The organism is Streptomyces sp. NPDC014676, assembly GCF_043084105.1.
Taxonomy (GTDB): domain Bacteria; phylum Actinomycetota; class Actinomycetes; order Streptomycetales; family Streptomycetaceae; genus Streptomyces.
On sequence record NZ_JBIBZI010000009.1, the window covers coordinates 299,455 to 318,870 of the forward strand.

The following is a 19,416-nucleotide window of genomic DNA, read 5'->3' on the forward strand; positions in this document are numbered from 1 at the left end:
GGCGGTCCGGCGTACCGGTCCGCTTTCGTCCTCACGGGACCAGCATCACGGGGGGAAGTGGAATCTTTGTGGTGTTCTTCTTGACTTGCCCGGCCGCCGGACACACGAGCACACCGGACACGTCGGCCTCGCGCTGCACGTGCTCGACCGAGTCGCCATGAGGGACTTCGATGACTGGCAGAAAAACCTCGTTGGACACGTTGCTCGGTCCGCGGATGCAATGACACCAGCAGTCGACGACCGCGGCTCCATGTTTCTCCCCCGTGTGCCCGCGTCTTCCTCCGGAATCCGGCAGGAGTTCCGGTGACCCGCACCGCACAGGCCGGCACGGCCCCGAGTCCCGCGCCGCGCGGTGCCGCCCGGCCGCTCGTGCGATTCCGGGGCGTGGTGTGCGTGGACGACGGCCACGTCCCCAGGGTGACGCCCGGCCACTTCGTCTCCGCGCCGCGGCACGGGCGTGCCCCGGACTTCCCGTCGTAGGTGCCCGGAGGCTGCGCACGGCCACCTGACCACGGGCGGTACGCCAGGCCCACCGGCCTGTCTCTGCACGGACCGCCCGTACCGCGTCATCCGTGCCGATCGCGGCCGGCACCCCACGCCCCGAGCGCCCCAAGCACCTCGAACACCTCGGTTCACCGGACGTGTCCGGCCGGACGAGCGGTGACGTGACGCGGGAACACCCGCGCCGCCCGCCGTATGCGCCGCCCGCATCGCCCGATTCGAAAACGGTCTTGGACGGCGGTGAACCTCCCCTGGTGAGATGAGATCAGTGTCCGGGCCACCGAGGAGCCCGGACCCCGCCGCCGATCGTCGCCCCCGGCACCCGGCTCCGGCCCCTGCCCGGCGTCTTTCGCGCCCTGTCCATCCCGGACCACCCCGTGCCCCTTGCGGCTTCCGCGCGGCCGCGGCGAAGGGCCGGGACAGGTCCCCCGACGTAGAGATCACACATATGACGACAACCTCGGGCCGAGACCTCTCGCAGCCGCCCCGCCGACACCAGTATCTGCACACCCTGGTCACGCAGCACCGTTCCGCACTCGTCTCCTATGCCGAGAGACTGCTCACCGACCGGCACCTGGCCGAGGACATCGCCCAGGAGGCGCTGATCCGCGCCTGGTTCCACACCGACAAGCTCCGCTCGGGTGAGGGGTCGGCACGTGGCTGGCTGCTGAAGGTGACGCGCAACCTGGTCATCGACCACACCCGCAGCGCCCGTGTCCGTCACGAGACCACGGTGGACGACATCGGGGAAGTCGCCCAGCACGACCACGCCGACGCGGTACTGGCCCGCGTCCAGGCCGACGCCCTGCTTCGCAGCCTGTCTCCGGAACACCGTGAGGTGCTCGTCCACACCTATCTGTACGGGTACACCGTGCGGGAGACCGCCCAGCTGCTCGGCGTGCCGGCCGGGACCGTGAAGTCCCGTCAGCACTACGCGCTGCACGCCCTGCGCGGACGGGCCGGTGTCCCGCCCTCCGACGACCCGGCATCCTAGAAGGTCCCCGCCCGGCCCCGCGCCCCCTCCGCCCCGTCCCGTCCACCAGCCCCGTGACGCGTCCCGGTCCGCGCCGCCCGGGCGTCGCGGGGCACGCCCCCGCAGCGGATGCCGGCGCGCCGTCCGCCGGGCTGCTCACCCTGCCCTTCCCGATTCTCCCGCCGTATTGGCGCTCGGCCGCGATGACCTGGATCTTCCTTACACGAGAGCGGGCGCCCAACGGTTCGACGGAAGCCCCGGCGGTCCTTTGACTTTGCCAAGGAGACCGGCCATATTGGGTGTATGCCTCAGGTGAGTGTGAAGGGAAAGCTGGTCGAATACGCGGAGACGGTGTTCCGGCGGCAGGGCTTCAACGGCGCCAGTGTGCAGGACATCACGAGTGCCGCGGGCGTCCCCAAGGGGTCCTTCTACAACCACTTCAAGAGCAAGCAGGAACTCGCCGCCGAGATCGTGCGCCGCTACAGCGGCGCGACGGACTTCAGCATGCTCACCACCGACACCCACACCGCCGGCACGGCCCCCGAGCGCCTGCGGGCGCACTTCGCGGCGCAGGCGAACCGGACCCGCGCCACCGGCACCGAGTACGGATGCCTGCTGGTCACCATGGCCAGTGACACGCCCACCGCCGGTGACGAGGTCCGTTCCGCCGTCCGCGACAGCATCGACGACTGGACGACTCTGCTCCACACGGTGATCGAACAGGGACAGCGGGCCGGTGAGATCACGTCGGACCGGCCCGCCCGCGACCTGGCCGCCTTCCTCATCGACGCCTTCGAGGGCGGCGCCCTGCGAGGCAAGGCCACCGGTGACCCCACGGCGTCGATGAAGTCCCTGGACATCGCACTGGGCGCCCTGCTGCCCTGACGCACCCGGTCTCCGGCGAGCCCGCCCCGCGCCGGGCCACCCGGAGCCACGTCCCGCATTCCGCGTTCCACCGCGTCATGCGCGCCGTACATCGAGGGACATCACGTTGGCATAACCCCGTGTCAGCGCCGTACCAAGGCCCTGACCAGGCGCTCGTCGTCCGACGCACCCTCGGTGACGTGGTTAGCCTGCGCCTATGAACACTTACGACTTCGTGGTCGTCGGCGGGGGGAGCGCCGGGTCGGTCCTCGCGTCACGCCTGTCCGAGCACCCCGACGCGACCGTCCTCCTCATCGAGGCGGGCCCCGCCCACGGCTCGGAGCGGACGACCGTACCGGCCGCCTGGAGATCCCTGGTCGGCACCGACGCGGACTGGGGCCACTCCACGGTCCCGCAGACCGGCCTGAACGGGCGGACCATCGCCTACCCGCGCGGAAGGCTGCTGGGCGGAAGCAGCGGCATCAACGCCATGATGCACCTGCGCGGACACCGTGCCGCCATCGACCTCTGGGAGAAGGAGGGCGCCGAGGGCTGGGGCTTCGACGACCTGCTCCCGTATTACCGCCGCACCGAGCACACCGAGGGCCGCGACACCGCCGTCCGGGGGACCGACGGGCCGATGCGCCCACGGCCGGCGGCCCCGCCGCACCCGGCCGCCCGGGCCTGCTTCGAAGCCTTCCGCACGCGTGGCTTCCCGGTCGCGGACGACCTCAACGCCCCCGAGGCGGAAGGGGTCACCTGGACGGAACTGACCGTGGTCGACGGAGCGCGTCAGTCGGCCGCGGACGCCTACCTGCGGCCGTTCCTCGACCGCGGCAACCTGACGGTGGTCACCGAGGCGGTGGCCCAGAACCTCGTCCTCTCCGGCAACCGCTGTACCGGTGTGCGCTATCTGCGCGACGGCGTCCCGCTCATCGCACGGGCCGATGTCGAGGTCATCCTCAGCGCCGGCGCGGTCGGAAGCCCCCACCTGATGATGCTGTCCGGGCTGGGCCCCGCCGCGCACCTGCGCGGGCACGGCATCGACGTGGTGGCCGATCTGCCCGGCGTCGGGGCCAACCTGTCCGACCACCCGCTCGGGCTCGCCTTCTTCTCGGCCGGCCGTGACATGCCCACCGGTCAGAACAACCACATCGAGGTCGTCGGCGTCACCCGCACCGACCCCTCGCTCGCCTACCCCGACGTGCAGCTGTTCTTCATGGATGTCGCACTGGCGCTGCAGGGAGGCCGGGGTTACGCCCTCGGGTTCAGCGCGACGGCCCCCCACAGCCGCGGCTCCGTCACGCTGCTCTCGGCCGACCCGTCCGTCGCCCCGGCGATCGATCCCGGTCTGCTGTCCGACGAACGCGACCTGGAGACGATGCTCACCGCCTTCCTCATGGCGCGGGACATCAACAGCGCCGCACCGATGGACCCCTGGCGCGGGCAGGAGGCGATCCCCGGCTCCTCGCTGGACGACCCCGGCCGGCTGCGGACCTTCCTCAGGGAGCGGGGAGCCACCACCTACTTCCACCCGGTGGGCACCTGCAGGATGGGCAGCACCGAGACGGCGGTGACCGACACCCGGCTGCGGGTCCACGGGGTGGAGGGGCTGCGCGTGGTGGACGCCTCCGTCATGCCCTCGATCCCCGCCGCCAACCCCAACCCCACCGTCCTGGCCGTCGCGGAACGGGCGGCGGAGATGATCCGAACCCAGCACGGCTGAGCGCGGCGCCGCCCCGTCCGGCGCGTGCCGGATACCGGACCGTGACCTGGTGCTACGCGCTCCGGTGCGCGTGCGCCGGCAGGGAACGGGGCGCCGACCAGATGTCGGGACGTGCGCCGGTCAGGGCCACCGCGGCGGCCCGGCAGGCGGCGACGAACGCGGTGACCGCGGGGGAGTGGTCCGCCTGACGCCACACCACGCTCATACGGGCGGACAGCCCCCGCAGGGGTACGAACGCCAGCTCCGGAGAGGCGCTCAGCCTCAGGGAACGCGGAACCACCGAGCAGCCCAGTCCGCTGGCCACCAGGTCGAGGACGGCCGCGGGCGAGGTGGGCACCGGGTCGAGTTCCGTGCGGGCGGCCTCCGCCGCGTCCCGGAGCAGGGTCCAGCAGTGGCGTCGCTCGCGCACGGGAAACAGCAGCGGCTCGTCGGCCAGGGCGGACACGGTCACCTGCGGGGTCGCGGCCAGGGAGTGGCGCGCGGCGAAGAGCGCGTCCACGGGCTCTTCCACCAGCGCCTCACCCGCGAAGGCGGCGTGGCCCGGTCGGCCCCAGGTGAGTACGGCGTCCACCCGGCGCTGGGCCAGGGCGCCCGTCTGCTCCTCGTCGACGAGGTCGATCACCGCGATCTGCGGCTGTTCGGGGCCGCCGCGGTCACCGCGGAACCGGCGGATGGCTTCGGAGAGCAGGCCCCCCGCGGGGCTCGGCAGCGGAGCCGCGACGGTCAGGGTGGAACGGGACCGGCCCGTGTACGTCCGGGCGGTGCGCAGCAGGTGGGAGCTGAGGGCCAGTACGCCCTCCGCCTCCGGCCGGATCACACGCCCGACCTCGGTCAGCATCACGCCGTGCGGCGTGCGGTGGAACAACTGGACGCCCAGGGCGCGTTCGAGCTGCTGCACATGACGGCTCAGCGAGGGCTGGCCGATCGACAGCCGGGCCGCGGCGCGCCCGAAGTGACGCTCGCGGGCCACGGCCAGGAAGGCACGCAGCCATCGGGGGTCCAGATCCGCGTGAAGCTTTTGTTCGGCCGTGGCCATGAGAACCTCGTACATGGTGGAGTGGCGTGGGCGGGCGGGGGCAGCGGCGGGCGGAGTGCCGAACGCGAACGGACCGCCGCCGCGGCCGGTGGACGTCGGAATGCCGCGCGGGGAGGGGAGAACAGGCCCGCGCGCGGCGGCCGGGATCAGGACAGGAAGCGGTTGACCTCGTGGGCGAAGCCCCCCGGGTGCTGGAAGAGGAAGCCGTGTCCCGCGTCGCCGTAGAGGATCACCTTCGCGTTGGGCAGCCGCTGGGACATCGCGCAGGTCGCGTAAGAGTGGATCATGACGTCGTGGGCGCCGTTGGCGACAAGGACGGGCAGGGTGAGCTCCTCCTGGCGCTCCCAGAACCCCTTGAAGATGCCGATCGCCTGCAACTGGCCGCGCGCCGCGTCGGGCCCGGCCACGGCGCCGGACGTCTTCAGCCGATGGTCGAGCCGGCGGAGCGATGCCAGGCCGGCGGCCCGCGCCTCCTCCGCCTCGGGGAAGAAGAGGCAGGGGAAGTCCTCGTAGTCGTTGACCGGCTTGCCCACGGTCTGCTGGGTGCGGGCCGGGGGCGCCGGAAGGTGGGGCACTCCGCCGGCGGAGCTGCCGGCGACCACGAGCCGGCGCACCCGGCCGGGGGGCGGCGAGCGCGACGCCCTGGGCGACGATGCCGCCCAGCGGCCAGCCCAGCACGTCGAGTTCGGTCAGCTCGAGGGAGCGGATGAAGGTTAGTGACCCCTCGACCATTTCCTCGACGGTGCCGGCCGGGGTGCCGGTCGAGGCGTTGAGGCCGCAGTTGTCGAAGACAATGTCCTCACGCTCGGCGGTCGGCAGGTCCAGCAGCTTGGGGTCCCAGTGGTCCGTGGTGCCCCGCAGCCGCAGGCGCATGACGAGAGGGGTGGTCCCGGCGCGGCCGAAGCGGCGGTACGCGAAGCGCTCGCCCCCCGGTCCGTCGACATAACGGGTCTCGGCCGAGTCGGCGAGGTAGGGGGATGCGGACATGGGCGACTCCTGGTTCGTCCGGGCGGCCGTCCGCTGGACAACGGACGGCCCGGAGAGGCCGGTTCTGGTGTGGTGGTGCCGTGCCGGGGGGGGTGAGGGAGGAATGCCGTACCCCGGGGAGGGCGTCGCGACGGGGTCAGGTGGTGAGGACCATGCGGAAGCGGGCATCACCACGCATCATCCGGTCGTACGCCGACGCGGCGTCGAGGAGCGGTGCCTGCTCGACCATGGGCGCCACGTCGTGTGCCTGCGCGAAGGCCAGGTTCCGCTCGTTGGCGGCCGGGGTGCCCGTGAGGGAACCGAGTACCTGGACGCCCTTGAAGACCAGCTGGTACGGGGTCACCGAGATCGGTTCCTCGGAGACGCCCACGACCACCAGCCTGCCTCCGTGCGCGAGCCCGTCGAGCAGCGGGCTCATGTCGCCGGCCGCCGCGGTGGCCAGTGCCAGCCGGGCACCGCCCAGCTGGGTCAGCTGTGCCGCGGTGTCGCCGTTCGTGCTGTCCACGTAGTGGTGCGCGCCGAGCCGGAGAGCCAGGTCCTCCTTGCCGGCTCCGCGTGCGACGGCCACCACCCGCAGGGCGAGGCTGCGGGCGTACTGCACCGCGAGATGCCCCAGGCCACCGATCCCCTGGACGGCGACGAGATCGCCGGGGAGTGCTCCGCCGGGCGTCAGCACGTTCTCCGTCAGGGCGTTGTAGACGGTGAAGCCGGCGCACAGCAGCGGGGCGACCCGCAGGGCACTCATGGTCTCGGGCACCGACACCAGGCCCGTCTGGCGGACGTACATGGCCTCTGCGTAACCGCCGTCGACATGGACGCCGGTGTACGGCTGGTCGGCGCAGCCGACGAAGTCGCCTGCCCGGCAGGGGCCGCACATCCCGCAGTGCCCGCCGAGGAAGCCGACCCCGACCCGGTCCCCGATCTCCCACCCGGTGACCCCGTCCCCCAGGGCGTCGATGCGACCGACCGCCTCGTGGCCGGGCACCCGGCCCGGCTGGTCGGAGCCGTGCGGATGGACGGCCACCGAATCGCTGTGGCAGATGCCGCAGGCCTCGACTCGGATACGGACCCGCCCCGGTGCCGGTGGGACCAGTTCACGTTCGGTGGGGCGGAGGCCGCCGTCCGGGGCGACCTCGACGGCGCGGTACGTGGCCATGGCTGAACTCCGTGGTTCCAGAAACTCTTCGTCGGCGACCGGGCGGTGGGTGACACACCGGGAGGGCCCGCGGTGGGCGCCGTCCGGAACGGACGGTGTGGTACGCCGAGCGGACCGCAGACTCATGGCCGGCCGCACGTCACCAGCATCGCGGGCCGTTGTGGAATGTTTGTGGCCTCGTTCTTGACCCCCCGGCGCGGGAGGGCCGGAACCGGTGGCATCTTCAGGACTGGTAGCCCTCCACCTGGGACACCGGCCGGACTCGCGCCTCGTCCGGGTCCTGACCGAACTCCGCCTTGGCCCGGCGCTGCCGCAACAGGTCCCAGCACTGGTCGAGTTCGCGCTCGAGGGTGCCGAGCCGCTGGTGCTCCTCGGTCATGTCGATCCCGCCGGCCCGCAGGGACTCCCGCAGTCGGTGTTCGGCGGCGACCATCTCCGAGATCCTGCTCAGGATCTGCTGTTCGTGCTCCATGGGTGTGTCCTCGGCTGTTAGATACTTCGACTGGATGTGTGCCTGTCCGGGAGTGTCGTCCCGGAGGCGATCCGGAGCGGGGGCGGCCCCGCGGACGTCACCCGCCGGCCCGCTCGCGCGCCTGGGTGACGGCCTCCTGCACCGAGCCGTGGTGCACGGGGCCGTGCCCCGGCAGGACGACGTCAGCGTCGACCCCTTCGAGCACGGACAGGGATTCGAGGGCCCGGTCACGGTCGGTGTGGAACATGCCGGGCAGCAGCTGGGGGCCCGCGCCCCGAGCCGTGGGGTGGGCGGTGACCAGCGCGTCACCGCTGACCAGTATGCCGCTGCCGGGCAGGTGGTAGGCGCTGTGCCCGAGGGTGTGGCCCGGCGTGTGGACCGGTACCGGGGCGCCCGGCAGGTCCAGCGGCCCCGGAGCGGGGAAGGGCCGGGGGTCGGTGACCGGAACGTGCGCGGTTCCGCCCGCCCTGATGGCGTGCACGGCCCAGGGCAGCACTCCGGGGCGCCACGCCCGCGCGAGTACCTGGCCGACGGACACCTGGTGCAGGAACTCGCGCCGGGCGTGCGGCACTTCCTCCTCGTGCATCAGCACGGGTGTCCCGTGGGCGGACCGCAGGCGCTCGGCCGCCCCCAGGTGGTCGTTGTGGGCGTGGGTGATCAGGACGGCGCGCACACCGCCCGGTTCCACACCGACGGCTGCCAGCGAGGCGAGCAACCGGCCGTGGTCGCCCGGGTAACCGGTGTCGATCAGGGTCACGTCGGCACCGTCCTTGACGATGACCCAGTTGGTGTTGCTCCCCGAGACCAGATACACGTCGTCGTGGAGGCGGACGATGTCGTCGTCGCGTAGAGCGTCTCGCATATGTGTTTTCCTCTCGGTGCGAAGCACCGCACGTCAGTGGGGTTCTCCCGGCCGCTGAGCGGGGGACAGGCCGACAACCTCCCTGGGAGAGCCGTACGTCAACGGTAACGGTAACCGGGACACATGTGTGTCTACGTGCGCTGTTCGGTGTGTCTGCGATGCCCTTACACGCGGGACCGTACGGTTCGGAAAAGCCCCTACGGCACCCGCATGCTCCCCGTTCAGCGGGCACAGGAGTACTCCGTCAGGTCCGCGCCGCTGATCCGCAGCGTCTGATCGGTTGCCGCGGAGGAAGAGGTCCGAGAATTCCGAAAAAGTCCTTACCCGCAGAGACCTCCTCGCGGGTCGAATAGCCTGCGGCCAGGGCGAATTGGTCGCCGTCGAGTCGTTTACACCGCGACGGCGCCGAGTTCCTCGGGGTGGTCGTCTGTTTCGGGCGGGGAGAAGGGAGCCGTATCTGGGCCGGGAATACGTCGGACGAGGACCGGGGGAGGCGCAAAGCCGTCCTGAGGGGCGGCTCGGGAGCGTGGTAAGGTTCGCAGCGCTCCGCAGCCGACGCCTCGGCGCGCGGCGACTGCCGTCGGCTGCACGTCAGTTCTCTCCTTATATCCTCCGCATTCGGTCTGGCCTATCCGTGTGCCACCATGGCGACATTACCGCCGGTCAGTCTGCGGAGTGGATTCCTGGCCGCAACCGGTAAAGGTGTGCGGTGTCGTTCAATCCGCAGGAGGCGGGTCAACTCTGATGTCGAAGACATACCACAAGTCCTACGAGGTCCGATGGGACGATGCGGACTTCAACGGTCATCTGCGGAATACGCGGTACCTGGAGTACGCGAGCAATACCCGTCTCCATTTCCTCATGGAACTCGGCTGGGACGCCCGTGCCCTGCAGAAGGAAGGCATTGCCGCGGTCCTCCTCGGCGAGGAGGCGGCCTATCTGAACGAGGTCTTCCTGGCCGAGCGCGTCACCGTCTCGTGCGAGGTCATCGGACTCAGCGAGGACGGTGCACGCTGGCGCACCCGGCACACCGTGACCCGCGAGAACGGAGGCAGGGCCGCCGTCGTGTACTGCCTGGGCGCGTGGCTCGACGTCCGCGAGCGCAGGATCACCCCGCCCCCGGCCGCGCTGCGGGCTGTCTTCGAGGAAGCCCGGGCGGAGGACTGCGAGGTCATCGGCGGCGTGGCCTGACCCTGTCCACCGGCGGTGGGACGGGGCGCCGCCCGGGCCGGCCCCGCGTCCGCGGCGGGATCCGCACGACAGGCCCTACCGGACCGAGACGGACGTCGGCCGGAGGCCGTCCCAGAACCGCGTCAGCTCGGCCGCCGTGCGGGTGGCCCGTTCCACGTGCGGAGAGTGCCGGGTGTCCGTCATCACGGTGTGCCGGGCGCCCAGCCGGTGGGCCGTGTCCGCCAGCAGGTCCGGCGCCCAGGTGTCGTCCTGGTCGCCGTACAGCATGTGTTTGGGCAGCTCCGTCAGTGCCGCGAGCCGTGCGGTCCGGTCCGGCTCGCCGAGCAACTCCCTTCCGGTGACCTGCAGGTGGATGGGGTTGGTGCGCAGCCAGCGCTCGCGCTGGACCTCCAACTCCGGCTCCGACGCCGTCGACGGACGCAGCTTCCGCATCGCCTCCCAGACCTGTTCCATCGTCATGGTGGCGAGCGCCCCGGTGAGCAGCTCGACCTGGAGCCGCCGCCCCTCACCGACGTGTCCCGGCCCGGAGGACAGCAGCGTCAGGGACAGGAAGGGCCGAGCGTTCCTCAGGACCGCCGCCCGGGCGATCTGCCCGCCCATGGAGTGCCCCACCAGGTGCACACGTGTGCCGATAGCCTCCGCCTGGGACAGGACATCCGCGGCGAGCGCGTCGTACCGGTAGGCCGCCTCGTCGGCGGGACCGGCGGTCTCGTCCTGGCCGCGGCCGTCGACCGCGATGGCGCGGTAACCGGCGTCCCGCAGGTACGGCAGCAGGGCGAGGAAGTCGTCCTTGCCCTTGGTGTATCCGGGCAACAGCATTGCGGTGCCGCGCACTTCCGCCGCGGGGGCGCTCTCCAGCGCGGCGAAGTCACCCCGTGGGGTCCGCAGGGTGGTCCGCAGGACGGTCGGCGAGGTGTGACGGGACACTGTGACAGGGGAATCATCGAACACATCAGCAGCATAGTTCCCGAGAAACGTTGGTCGGCCGGGGCGCCGGCTTGGCTGTCTCAGCCGGAATATCTTCGCCGACCGGTGGCGGCGGTGTCAGAGAATGCCGCTGCGGATGGCGTAGGCGACCGCTTGCGAGCGGGCGCGCAGCTTCAGCCGGGCGACCCCATCGTGCAGCCCACTCTCGATCGTCCGTTCCGAGCGAGAAGTACCGGGTCGTCGTGGCCCAGGTGCGGCTCGTAGGTGACGCGGCCATGTTCCTTGTGGGTGGTCGCCACCAGGGGGTCAGCGCGTCCTGGAGCTCCTGCTCCCTGCCGGCTGCCGGGCAGGGGACGGTTGCTGGCCGAGACCCGGCTCTCCTGTCCGGAGCCGGGGACCGCATCCACTGGAACACACATCCGTCGGACGATACGTGTCAACGGCCGAGGAGAGTGCGCACCGTGTTCCCCGACGCCTTGAACCCGGGCCGACGTACGGTCAAATGGCTGATGGCCGGGGTGGATCCGCCGGTCACACTCGACGCGTCCGCGTGACGGAGAACTCCGCCCGCACGCCTGCCGAAGGAACCGAGATGTACATCGATGTGCCGAACCGAGTAGTACACGCCGCCAATGACGTCAGCTACGCCTACCGGCGGTACGGCCCCTCCAACCGGCCTCCCCTCGTGCTGCTCCAGCACTTCCGCGGCACCTTGGAGAGCTGGGACCCCGCGCTCGTCGATCTCCTGGCCGCCCGGCGCGACGTCATCACTTTCGACAACACGGGCATCGGCCTGAGCACCGGCCGCACCCCCAGAACCGTCCGGGAGATGGCCGTCGACGCCCTCAGCTTTCTGACCGCGCTCGGGCTGGAGCGGGTGGACCTGCTGGGGCACTCGATGGGCGGCTTCGTGGCCCAGGAAATCGCCCTGATCCGCCCCGGTGTCCTGCGCCGGCTGGTGCTCGCCGCCACCGCCCCGCGCGGTGCCGCGGGCGCCCACGGCTGGAGCGACGACATCGTCGCCCACGTCCACTCCGACCACCTCGGCGCCCAGGGCTACCTGTACACCTTCTTCAACCACACCGAGACCAGCCAGCGCAGTGGCCTGGAGTTCTTCGGCCGCTACATCGAGCGTACCCGTGACCGGGACCTGCCCGTCAGCAGGGAGGCCCGGGAAGCACAGTACGAAGCCGTGGTCGAGTGGGGCATTCCCGATCCCGACGCGCTGCAGCGGCTGCGGGCGATCCACCGGCCGGTGCTGGTGACCGGCGGTGACAGCGATCTGGTAACACCCCCTCACCTCTCACACGTGCTCACAGGTATGCTCCCGAATGCCCACGTACACATCTATCCTGATTCCGGGCACGGGTTTCTCTTCCAGCACCACAAGGACTTCGCCGCAGAGGTTCTGGAGTTCCTGGACTGAGCGGCCGGTCCCGCTCCGTCCACCACACCGGCGGACGCGCCCGGTTCCAGCCCGTTGCTTCATCCACGGACGCCCGGGAGGGCGTCCGCTCACCATGGGGAGGAACCTTGTCGCTGACGTTGGTGGGACGCGCGTCCGAGCTGGAGCGCCTGGAGGCTGTCCTGGCCGAGGCCGGTGAGACAGGGACGGCTCTCCTGCTCCAAGGCGATCCGGGGGCCGGCAAGACCGTGCTGCTGGACGCCGTCGCCGCGCGTGCCCGGAGCGCGGGGGCGCGGGTACTGCGGGTGGTGGGGGTCGAGACCGAGCGGGAGTTGGCCTTCTCGGCGCTGCACCAACTGCTGTACCCGCTTCTCGGCCACCTTCCGGAGCTGCCCGAGTACCAGGGCGTCACCCTGGAGCAGGTGCTGTCCATCCGCGAGGGTTCGGCACCCGGCCGTTTCGCGATCTCCGCGGCGGCACTGTCCCTCCTCCAACGCGCGGCCGACCGTCGGCCCCTGTTCGTCGTGGTGGACGACGTGCACTGGATCGACCGGTCCAGTGCGGAGGTACTGACCTTTCTGACACGGCGGTTGAACGGCTGCCGGGCCTCGTTCGTCCTGGCCGCCCGCAGCGGCTGGAACGGCTTCCTGGACCCGGCGGGACTGCCGGTCCTCACGGTGGGACCGCTGGCGGCGCAGGACGCCCAGCTCCTCCTGGACACCAGCCACCCGGGGCTCTCCGACCCGACCCGGCGCCGGCTGCTGGACGAGGCCGGGGGCAACCCGCTGGCGCTGGTCGAGCTGCCGGGGCAGCTCACGCCGGCCCAACGCGACGGCGACGAGGCCCTGCCCACGAACCTGCCGCTGAGCAGCCGACTGGAGAGCGTCTTCGCCGACCGCATCCGGCTCCTCGACGCGTCGACGCGGTTCGCCCTGCTCCTTGTCGCGCTGGACGGCCAGCGCCCCGGCAACCTGCGCGAGGTCCGCACGGCGGCGGAACGGGCCGGCCTGGAGTGGGACGACGGCCTGCTGGAGGCGAGCGAACACACCGGGCTGGTGCGCGTCGACCACCTTGCGGACCACGTCACCTTCCGCCATCCGCTCGCCCGTTCCTGCCTGGTGCACATGTCGCCGGGCCGACACCGCAGGTCCGCGCACGAGGCGCTCGCGGCGACGTTGGAGAGGGAGCCCGAACGCCGTGCCTGGCACCTGGCCCACGCGGCGGAGGACCCCGACGAGGCCGTCGCAGCGGAACTCACCGGAGCGGCCGAGCTGGCCCTCGCACGAGGCGGCGCCGCCGAGGCGGCCGCCGCCTTCCGGCGGGCCGCGGAGCTGAGCCCGGACCAGGCCGATCGCGCCCGCCGCCTGGACGAGGCAGCCTTCGCGGCGAGCAAGGGCGGGCTGCTGGAGACGGCCCACGAGCTGGCCGGGTCCGGGGCGGCGGAATCCCTGCGCGGCGCCGCGGCCGCGGCCTACGTCCTCTTCCACCGCGACGGGGACAGCGACGGGGTCTTCCGGACCCTCATCCCGGTGATGGAGTCGGCGCCGATGAGCGCCTCGCCCGAGGACGTGGCGGCGTACGACGACGCCTTCTACGTCCTGCTGAACTGCGCGGTCTGGGCGGGCCGCTCCGACCTGTGGCCCTCGGTGTACCAGGTGCTGGACCGCGTGTCCGAGACCGCGCGCATGTGTTTCGACTGTGTCGCCGACCCGGCACGCACCGCGCACGACGTGCGGGCCCGGCTGGACGTGGCCACGGCCGAGCTGCCGCCCCACACCCCGTTCTGGCGCGTCAACTGGCTCATCTACACCGCGCTCTACCTGGACTGCTTCAGCTACTACGACGCGGTGTGGCGGGACTTCGTGGGCCAGGCGGCCTACGACGGGCACCGGTTCGTGCTCCTGGCGCGTGCCCACGACGCCTATATGCGCGGGGAGTGGGACACCCAGCTCGCCATCGCGGCCGAGGGGACCAGCGACGCCGCGGAACACGGCTACAACTTCACCCACATCCTGTTCAAGTACGGCATGGCGTCGGTCGCGGCCGGGCGCGGTGACGAGGAGGCACTGAACGAGCTGAGCGACGAGATCGCCGCGTGGGCGGTGCCGCGCCGGTTCATGCTGATGGTGACCTCCCTGCGTGAGACCCGCGCCCGGATCGCGATCGGCCGCGGCGACTTCGAGGAGGCGTACCGGCAGGCGGCGCTGCTCACCCCGCCGGGAGAACTGCCCGCGCACTTCCCGCACGTGCAGCGGGTGTTCCTCGACCTCGTCGAGGCCGCGGTGCGCACCGGGCGCGTCGAAGAGGCGCGGGCCCATGTGGAGGCCGGGCAGCGTGCCCGGCTCGACCTGATCTCTCCCCATCACGAGGTGATCCTCGCCGCGGCGGCCGCCGTCGCCGCGCCGGAGGACCGGGCCGACAAGCTCTACCGGGCCGCCCTCGCCGTACCCGACGCCGCCCTGTGGGCCTTCGAGTACGCGCGCATCCACCTGCTCTACGGCGAGTGGCTCCGCCGCCGGAGGGAGCACAAGGCCGCCCGTACCCATCTGAGTGCGGCACAGGAGGCATTCGAGCGGATGAAGGCCCCGCTCTGGGCGCAGCGGGCCCGCAACGAGCTGCGGGCGGCCGGCGTCGTCACCCGGGTGCCGGGCGACGGCGGCGCCGCGCAGCTCAGCGCGCAGGAGTACCGGATCGCCGAACTCGCGGCGAGCGGACTGTCCAACAAGGAGATCGGCCGGCAGATGAACATCTCGCCCCGGACGGTCGGCGCGCACCTGTACCGGGTCTTCCCCAAACTGGGCGTCACCGCCCGCGCCGCGCTGCGGGACGCGCTGGACACGCTGAGCGGCCCGAACACGAAGTGAGGTGCGCCCGCCCCGGTCCCGGAGCCTTCCTCGTTCCGGGGGCATCTCCCGACTGTGGAAGCGCTCAGACGCCAGGTGACATCTGTGCGCCGACGGGTGCTGACAGGTCTTGACAGGTGCCGACGTGTATCGATGCCGTATGCGCGGCATACGTGGACAGGCCGCCGCAGCCCCGTGACTGCGGACGTCAGACGACCGCGACTCGGCGTCTGACGGCGGTGCGACCCCGCGCACGCGGTGAGGCTTCAGCAGCCGCGAAGACGAGTTCCGTCTCGCCCTCGTGTCCCGCGCAGCACAGCACGAGCAGCTCGCGACGGGCGGCCTCATCGGCGGCCGCTGCCAGCAGTGTGCTTTTCCCGGAGCCTGGGTCGTCGAGGGCCAGGAGCAGCGAGCCCTGCCGGTCCGTGGGGGTGAGGATGCCGCGGGGACGGGAGAGTTCGTCGTCCTGTCCGACGACTTCGCTCGGGTGGGGGAGGGTGTCGTGGTCGATGCCGTCTCCTGTGGTGCCGTCCCCGCCCTCGGAGCAAGATCTCTTCGCCGGCCAGAGGCTTACGAATGGGTGCGTGACAGCGGGTGAGGCGTCGTGCCTGGCAGGTGGCATGATCCGGCTGTGGCGATCACGATCAATCGGGCGGTGTTGGCGCATAGGGTGTTCACGGGTGTCTCGGGCGTCTGGTCGAGGAGTTGGCGGTGCCGTGGCAGGCCGGCCTCGAAGGTCGCCGTCATGCTGTGCGAGGTGGGGCCAGGAAACGGGCCGCGGGTGCCGGCGCCCGCCACCAGCTGGTGTTCGTCGACCGGCTGGTGTCCACGCTGATTCATCTACGCCACGACCTGCCACACTCGGTGCTGGACCTGCTGTTCGGCCTCGACCGCATCACCATCCTCCGTGCGATCGCAGAAGTACGCACGCTCCTGGCCGAGCGCGGGTGCGCGGTCCCCAACCATTCCGGCCTGCGGCTTCGGAGGCTGACGGATGCGTTCGCCTACTCCCGGCCCGAAGGCATCGAGTCGTGGCTGGACGCTGTCGAGATCCAAGTCCGCCGGCCACCGGTCGGAGGTGGCGGCCGACGCGCGTTCGTCTCCGGCGAGGAGAAACAGAACACGATGAGAGCCCCGGTGATCGCCGACCGGCAAGGCCGCACGTCATGGACCGATGCCCTGCGGCCCGGACCGATGCACGACGCCACGCCCGCCCGCAACGAAGGCGTCGCCACCTGCTTCCGGCGCTTCCCCGACGTCGAGGTCCTCCTGGACGACGGCTGTCTGGGCTTGAGCCGCGACCACCGCGGGCAGGCGATCACCCCCACCCGGGAAACCGCGCCCAGGAGCATATCCGGCAGAGCCGAACGGTGGGAACGCGACCGCCACGGGCACTCATCCGACCGCATCACCGTCGAGCACGCCCTGTCTGATCACAAACGCTGGAAGCAACTGATCCGCTGGACACACCGCCGCGACCGCCTGCCCGACACCTACCGCACCATCGCCAACCTCGTATTCGATGGCGAGGGGGACGGGGTTCCGGCCGTCGCAGGGGCCGGACCGGTGCGGCGGCCGGGGGGCGGAGACCCGGGGCCAGATGATTCTGCGGAGGGCGGCCCACCCGGCGGCGTGCCGGTGTCCGGTGTCCCCGGTACACCGGCGACCGCCGTCCGGCGCCAACCACCGGGGACGCCGGCCAACGGGGTGGCCGGCGGTGCCCTCGAAGGCGGCGGGGGCGTCCGGCGTTGCCCGGCTACTCGCCGATGGTGTCCAGCTCGGCGACCGCGTCGGCGGGCAGGACCAGATCGGCCGCGGCGACGTTCTCGCGCAGGTGGGCGACGGAGGACGTACCGGGGATCAGCACGGTGGTCGCGGAACGCTGGAGCAGCCAGCTCAGGGCGACCTGCTGCGCCGAGGCGCCCAGGCGGGCGGCGACCTTGGTGAGGGTCTCGGACTGCAGTGGGCTGAAGCCGCCCAGCGGGAAGAACGAGGCGTAGGCGATGTTCTCGGCCGCGCACCGCTCGACCAGGGCGTCGTCCGTGCGGTTGGCGAGGTTGTACAGGTTCTGCACGGTGACGACCGGCGCGATGGTCTGCGCCTCGGTGAGCTGGGCGTCCGAGACGCCACTGAGACCGAGGTGCCGGATCAGACCCTGCTGGCGCAGTTCGGCCAGCGCCCCGAACTGGTCGGCGATGGACTCGTCACTGGTGCCCTCGACGGAGCCGAGACGCAGATTGACGACGTCCAGCGTCTCCAGGCCGAGGTGCTGGAGGTTCTCGCGGACCTGGGCCTTGAGGTCCTCGGGGTCCAGGGAGGGTATCCACGAGCCGTCGTCGCCGCGGCGGGCCCCGACCTTGGTGACGATGTGCAGATCGGCCGCGTAGGGGTGCAGAGCCTCCTTGATCAGCTCGTTGACGACCGCGGGGCCGTAGAAGTCGCTGGTGTCGATGTGGGTGATGCCCAGCTCGACCGCCTCGCGCAGGACGGCGAGGGCCTGGTCCCGGTCCTTGGGAGGGCCGAAGACGCCGGGACCGGCCAACTGCATGGCGCCGTATCCCATGCGGCTGAGGGTGAGGCCGTCCGCGAGCGGCAGAGCACCGCCGGGGAGAACAGAGGTTGTCATGTCACGCCTTTCCTTGCCGTCGTTGCCGCCAGGCCGGCCGGCGGGGTGTGCCGTGGTGGCCTGACACTGGAGATACTGCGGCGCCGGTGGCACGGGGGCCAGTACCCCACTGTTCCTGGGGATGACAGGACCAGTCACACCCCCAGTCGTGGCGGTTACCGTCGAAGGTATGAAGAACACCAACGCGCTCGGCGATTTCCTGCGCGCACGCCGGCAACGGGTCAGGCCCGAGGACGTCGGTATCAACCCGCGCGGCCTGCGTCGGGTGCCGGGTCTGCGCCGGGAGGAGGTCGCCATGCTGGCGGGCATCAGCTCGGACTACTACCTGCGCCTGGAGCAGGGCCGCGACCGCAACCCGTCGGTACAGGTCCTTGAGGCGCTGGCCCGGGTCCTGCGACTCGACGCCGACGCCACCGCCCACCTGCTCGGCCTGGGCCACACCCGACCCAACCGGAGCCCGCGCCCGGTGGCGGAGAAGGTTCCGGTCGGCATCCTGCACCTCCTCGGCGAACTGCAGATGCCCGCGTTCGTGCAGGGCAAGTATCTCGACGTGCTCGCCGCGAACGTCATGGCCGGGGCGCTGTCGCCCAATCTCGTGGCGGGAGTCAACAGGCTGCGCGCGGCCTTCCTCGACGCCAGGGAACAGCGGCTCTACCGGGACTGGCCCCAGGCGACCGCCGCGGTGGTCGCCCAACTGCGTGCCGCCACCGGCGCCGACACGGACGACCCCCGCCTGGCCGCGCTCGTCGGGGAACTCTCCCTGAAGAGCGAGTACTTCAGCCAGCTCTGGGCGCGCCACGATGTGCGCCGGCGGGAGGAGACGGTCAGCCGTCTGCACCACCCCGACGTGGGCGACCTCGACCTCTACCGCGAGAAACTCGCCGTCACCGGCACCGACGATCAACTCCTCGTCATCTACCACGCCGAGCCGGGATCGCCGTCGGCACGCTCGCTCGGCCTGCTCGGCTCGCTGGCCGCCACTGCGACGGCCACCGACCGCCGCACCGACGCCCGGGGGGCGACATCGTCGCCCGAGGCTGGACCAGGACCCGGGCCCGGACTCGAACCAGGACCCGGCACCGGACCCTCCGACGATCAGACGGCCCCACGGGCATAGCACCCCGGACGCCCGGCGTGTTCAGTCCACCGGCAGGGAGAAATCCACCACATGTGAATTTTCTCCCGTGACGCGGCCACCGAAAAAACGGCAGATCCGGATCATACGGTTGTTGTCCCGGCCGGTCATGACCGTGACCGCGCGAAGGCCGAGCAGACGGGCCTGGGAAAGGGCGTGGCGAGCGAGTTCCGTCCCCAGGCCGCGGCTCTGCCAGGTGTCGTCCACCAGTATGCTCAGTTCTCCGGTTCCCTGGTCCTCGGCGAACATGACCTGGGTGACCGCTATGACGGTACTCGCGTCCGTTGCCGGGCGGGTGACCCAGGTCAGACCGCGGTGCGCTTCCGTGAAATGCCGCCAGTCCGCTTCCGTCAGCTCCCGCCGAGCACTCTGATAGCGACTGTAGAGGGAATCCAGGGACGTTCTGTGATGGAGTGAATTCACGGATAGGAAATCATCCACGGTCGCCCGCTCGGTCAGTATCTCGATTCCGTCCGGAAGGGCGATCGAATGATTCTCGCGCCGGAGCCTGAGCGGACGCACGGGCGTATGTAAAGGCATTGTCATCTTCTCCGCCGATCGAGGGGTGAGCGGCTTTCCCGGTATTCTCGGGCATCGCACCCGTTGAAGTATGCCGCGCCGTTCCGGTGTGACGGTGAGGCGCATGGGCATTATGCGGATCTTCGATCGGGGTATTCCTGGTCGGCATGGCTCGTGGCGTTCCCGGTTCGGC

General features: G+C 71.2%; 18 protein-coding genes and 1 pseudogene. 9 read left to right on the forward strand and 10 right to left on the reverse strand.

Annotation, left to right across the window (positions count from 1 at the left end; all coding sequences use genetic code 11):
- Positions 1 to 31: 31 nt before the first annotated feature.
- Complete coding sequence (locus ACF1DX_RS25410) at positions 32 to 199, reverse strand: hypothetical protein (RefSeq protein ID WP_391793430.1); 168 nt, start codon at positions 197 to 199, stop codon at positions 32 to 34.
- Positions 200 to 303: 104 nt separating this feature from the next.
- Between ACF1DX_RS25410 and ACF1DX_RS25415 the strand changes: the two genes are divergently transcribed.
- The 4 genes from ACF1DX_RS25415 to ACF1DX_RS25430 all read left to right on the forward strand — a co-directional run bounded on the left by ACF1DX_RS25415 (position 304) and on the right by ACF1DX_RS25430 (position 4,064).
- On the forward strand, positions 304 to 480 hold the full coding sequence (locus tag ACF1DX_RS25415; RefSeq protein WP_391793431.1) for a hypothetical protein: 177 nt from the start codon (positions 304 to 306) through the stop codon (positions 478 to 480).
- Positions 481 to 949: 469 nt separating this feature from the next.
- Positions 950 to 1,495, forward strand: coding sequence for a sigma-70 family RNA polymerase sigma factor (locus ACF1DX_RS25420; protein WP_391793432.1), 546 nt, complete (start codon positions 950 to 952; stop codon positions 1,493 to 1,495).
- Between the two features lie 282 nt (positions 1,496 to 1,777).
- The gene (locus ACF1DX_RS25425; RefSeq protein WP_391793433.1) at positions 1,778 to 2,359 is read left to right on the forward strand and encodes a TetR/AcrR family transcriptional regulator; all 582 of its coding nucleotides are present in this window, start codon (positions 1,778 to 1,780) and stop codon (positions 2,357 to 2,359) included.
- A gap of 196 nt (positions 2,360 to 2,555) precedes the next feature.
- Complete coding sequence (locus ACF1DX_RS25430; protein ID WP_391793434.1) at positions 2,556 to 4,064, forward strand: GMC family oxidoreductase; 1,509 nt, start codon at positions 2,556 to 2,558, stop codon at positions 4,062 to 4,064.
- A 52-nt stretch (positions 4,065 to 4,116) separates the two neighbouring features.
- Here the strand turns inward: ACF1DX_RS25430 and ACF1DX_RS25435 are convergent, their stop codons facing one another.
- The 5 genes from ACF1DX_RS25435 to ACF1DX_RS25455 all read right to left on the reverse strand — a co-directional run bounded on the left by ACF1DX_RS25435 (position 4,117) and on the right by ACF1DX_RS25455 (position 8,577).
- Positions 4,117 to 5,115 carry a LysR family transcriptional regulator gene (locus ACF1DX_RS25435; RefSeq protein ID WP_391793435.1) on the reverse strand — a complete coding sequence of 333 codons (999 nt, stop codon included), beginning with the start codon at positions 5,113 to 5,115 and terminating at the stop codon, positions 4,117 to 4,119.
- Positions 5,116 to 5,246: 131 nt separating this feature from the next.
- Positions 5,247 to 5,702, reverse strand: a complete 456-nt coding sequence (locus tag ACF1DX_RS25440; RefSeq protein ID WP_391793436.1) for an alpha/beta fold hydrolase — start codon at positions 5,700 to 5,702, stop codon at positions 5,247 to 5,249.
- Positions 5,703 to 6,223: 521 nt separating this feature from the next.
- A complete protein-coding gene (locus ACF1DX_RS25445; RefSeq protein WP_391793437.1) occupies positions 6,224 to 7,243 on the reverse strand; it encodes an alcohol dehydrogenase catalytic domain-containing protein in 1,020 nt (339 codons plus the stop codon).
- 223 nt (positions 7,244 to 7,466) lie between these two features.
- Positions 7,467 to 7,715: a DUF2630 family protein gene (locus ACF1DX_RS25450; protein WP_391793438.1), complete on the reverse strand. Its 249-nt coding sequence runs from the start codon at positions 7,713 to 7,715 to the stop codon at positions 7,467 to 7,469.
- A gap of 97 nt (positions 7,716 to 7,812) precedes the next feature.
- The gene (locus ACF1DX_RS25455; RefSeq protein ID WP_391793439.1) at positions 7,813 to 8,577 is read right to left on the reverse strand and encodes an MBL fold metallo-hydrolase; all 765 of its coding nucleotides are present in this window, start codon (positions 8,575 to 8,577) and stop codon (positions 7,813 to 7,815) included.
- 744 nt (positions 8,578 to 9,321) lie between these two features.
- Here ACF1DX_RS25455 and ACF1DX_RS25460 point away from each other — a divergent pair.
- Positions 9,322 to 9,768 carry an acyl-CoA thioesterase gene (locus ACF1DX_RS25460; RefSeq protein ID WP_391793440.1) on the forward strand — a complete coding sequence of 149 codons (447 nt, stop codon included), beginning with the start codon at positions 9,322 to 9,324 and terminating at the stop codon, positions 9,766 to 9,768.
- A 75-nt stretch (positions 9,769 to 9,843) separates the two neighbouring features.
- On the opposite strand, the gene ACF1DX_RS25465 is transcribed toward ACF1DX_RS25460, so the two are convergent.
- Positions 9,844 to 10,695, reverse strand: coding sequence for an alpha/beta fold hydrolase (locus ACF1DX_RS25465; protein ID WP_391793441.1), 852 nt, complete (start codon positions 10,693 to 10,695; stop codon positions 9,844 to 9,846).
- 592 nt (positions 10,696 to 11,287) lie between these two features.
- Here ACF1DX_RS25465 and ACF1DX_RS25470 point away from each other — a divergent pair.
- On the forward strand, positions 11,288 to 12,121 hold the full coding sequence (locus tag ACF1DX_RS25470; RefSeq protein WP_391793442.1) for an alpha/beta fold hydrolase: 834 nt from the start codon (positions 11,288 to 11,290) through the stop codon (positions 12,119 to 12,121).
- A 107-nt stretch (positions 12,122 to 12,228) separates the two neighbouring features.
- The gene (locus ACF1DX_RS25475) at positions 12,229 to 14,964 is read left to right on the forward strand and encodes an AAA family ATPase (RefSeq protein ID WP_391793443.1); all 2,736 of its coding nucleotides are present in this window, start codon (positions 12,229 to 12,231) and stop codon (positions 14,962 to 14,964) included.
- A 187-nt stretch (positions 14,965 to 15,151) separates the two neighbouring features.
- Here ACF1DX_RS25475 and ACF1DX_RS25480 read toward each other — a convergent pair whose 3' ends face one another.
- Entirely contained in the window at positions 15,152 to 15,565 is a 414-nt protein-coding gene (locus tag ACF1DX_RS25480; RefSeq protein WP_391793444.1) for a hypothetical protein, read from the reverse strand.
- Positions 15,566 to 15,574: 9 nt separating this feature from the next.
- Between ACF1DX_RS25480 and ACF1DX_RS25485 the strand changes: the two are divergent.
- Positions 15,575 to 16,467, forward strand: a pseudogene (locus ACF1DX_RS25485) (transposase family protein); the annotation flags it as partial.
- Between the two features lie 232 nt (positions 16,468 to 16,699).
- On the opposite strand, the gene ACF1DX_RS25490 reads toward ACF1DX_RS25485, so the two are convergent.
- Positions 16,700 to 17,569, reverse strand: a complete 870-nt coding sequence (locus ACF1DX_RS25490; protein WP_391793445.1) for an oxidoreductase — start codon at positions 17,567 to 17,569, stop codon at positions 16,700 to 16,702.
- 169 nt (positions 17,570 to 17,738) lie between these two features.
- Between ACF1DX_RS25490 and ACF1DX_RS25495 the strand changes: the two genes are divergently transcribed.
- Positions 17,739 to 18,686, forward strand: a complete 948-nt coding sequence (locus tag ACF1DX_RS25495; RefSeq protein ID WP_391793446.1) for a helix-turn-helix domain-containing protein — start codon at positions 17,739 to 17,741, stop codon at positions 18,684 to 18,686.
- 21 nt (positions 18,687 to 18,707) lie between these two features.
- Here the strand turns inward: ACF1DX_RS25495 and ACF1DX_RS25500 are convergent, their stop codons facing one another.
- Positions 18,708 to 19,349 (reverse strand): GNAT family N-acetyltransferase, encoded by a 642-nt coding sequence (locus ACF1DX_RS25500; protein ID WP_391793447.1) that lies wholly within the window; start codon positions 19,347 to 19,349, stop codon positions 18,708 to 18,710.
- Positions 19,350 to 19,416: the final 67 nt, after the last annotated feature.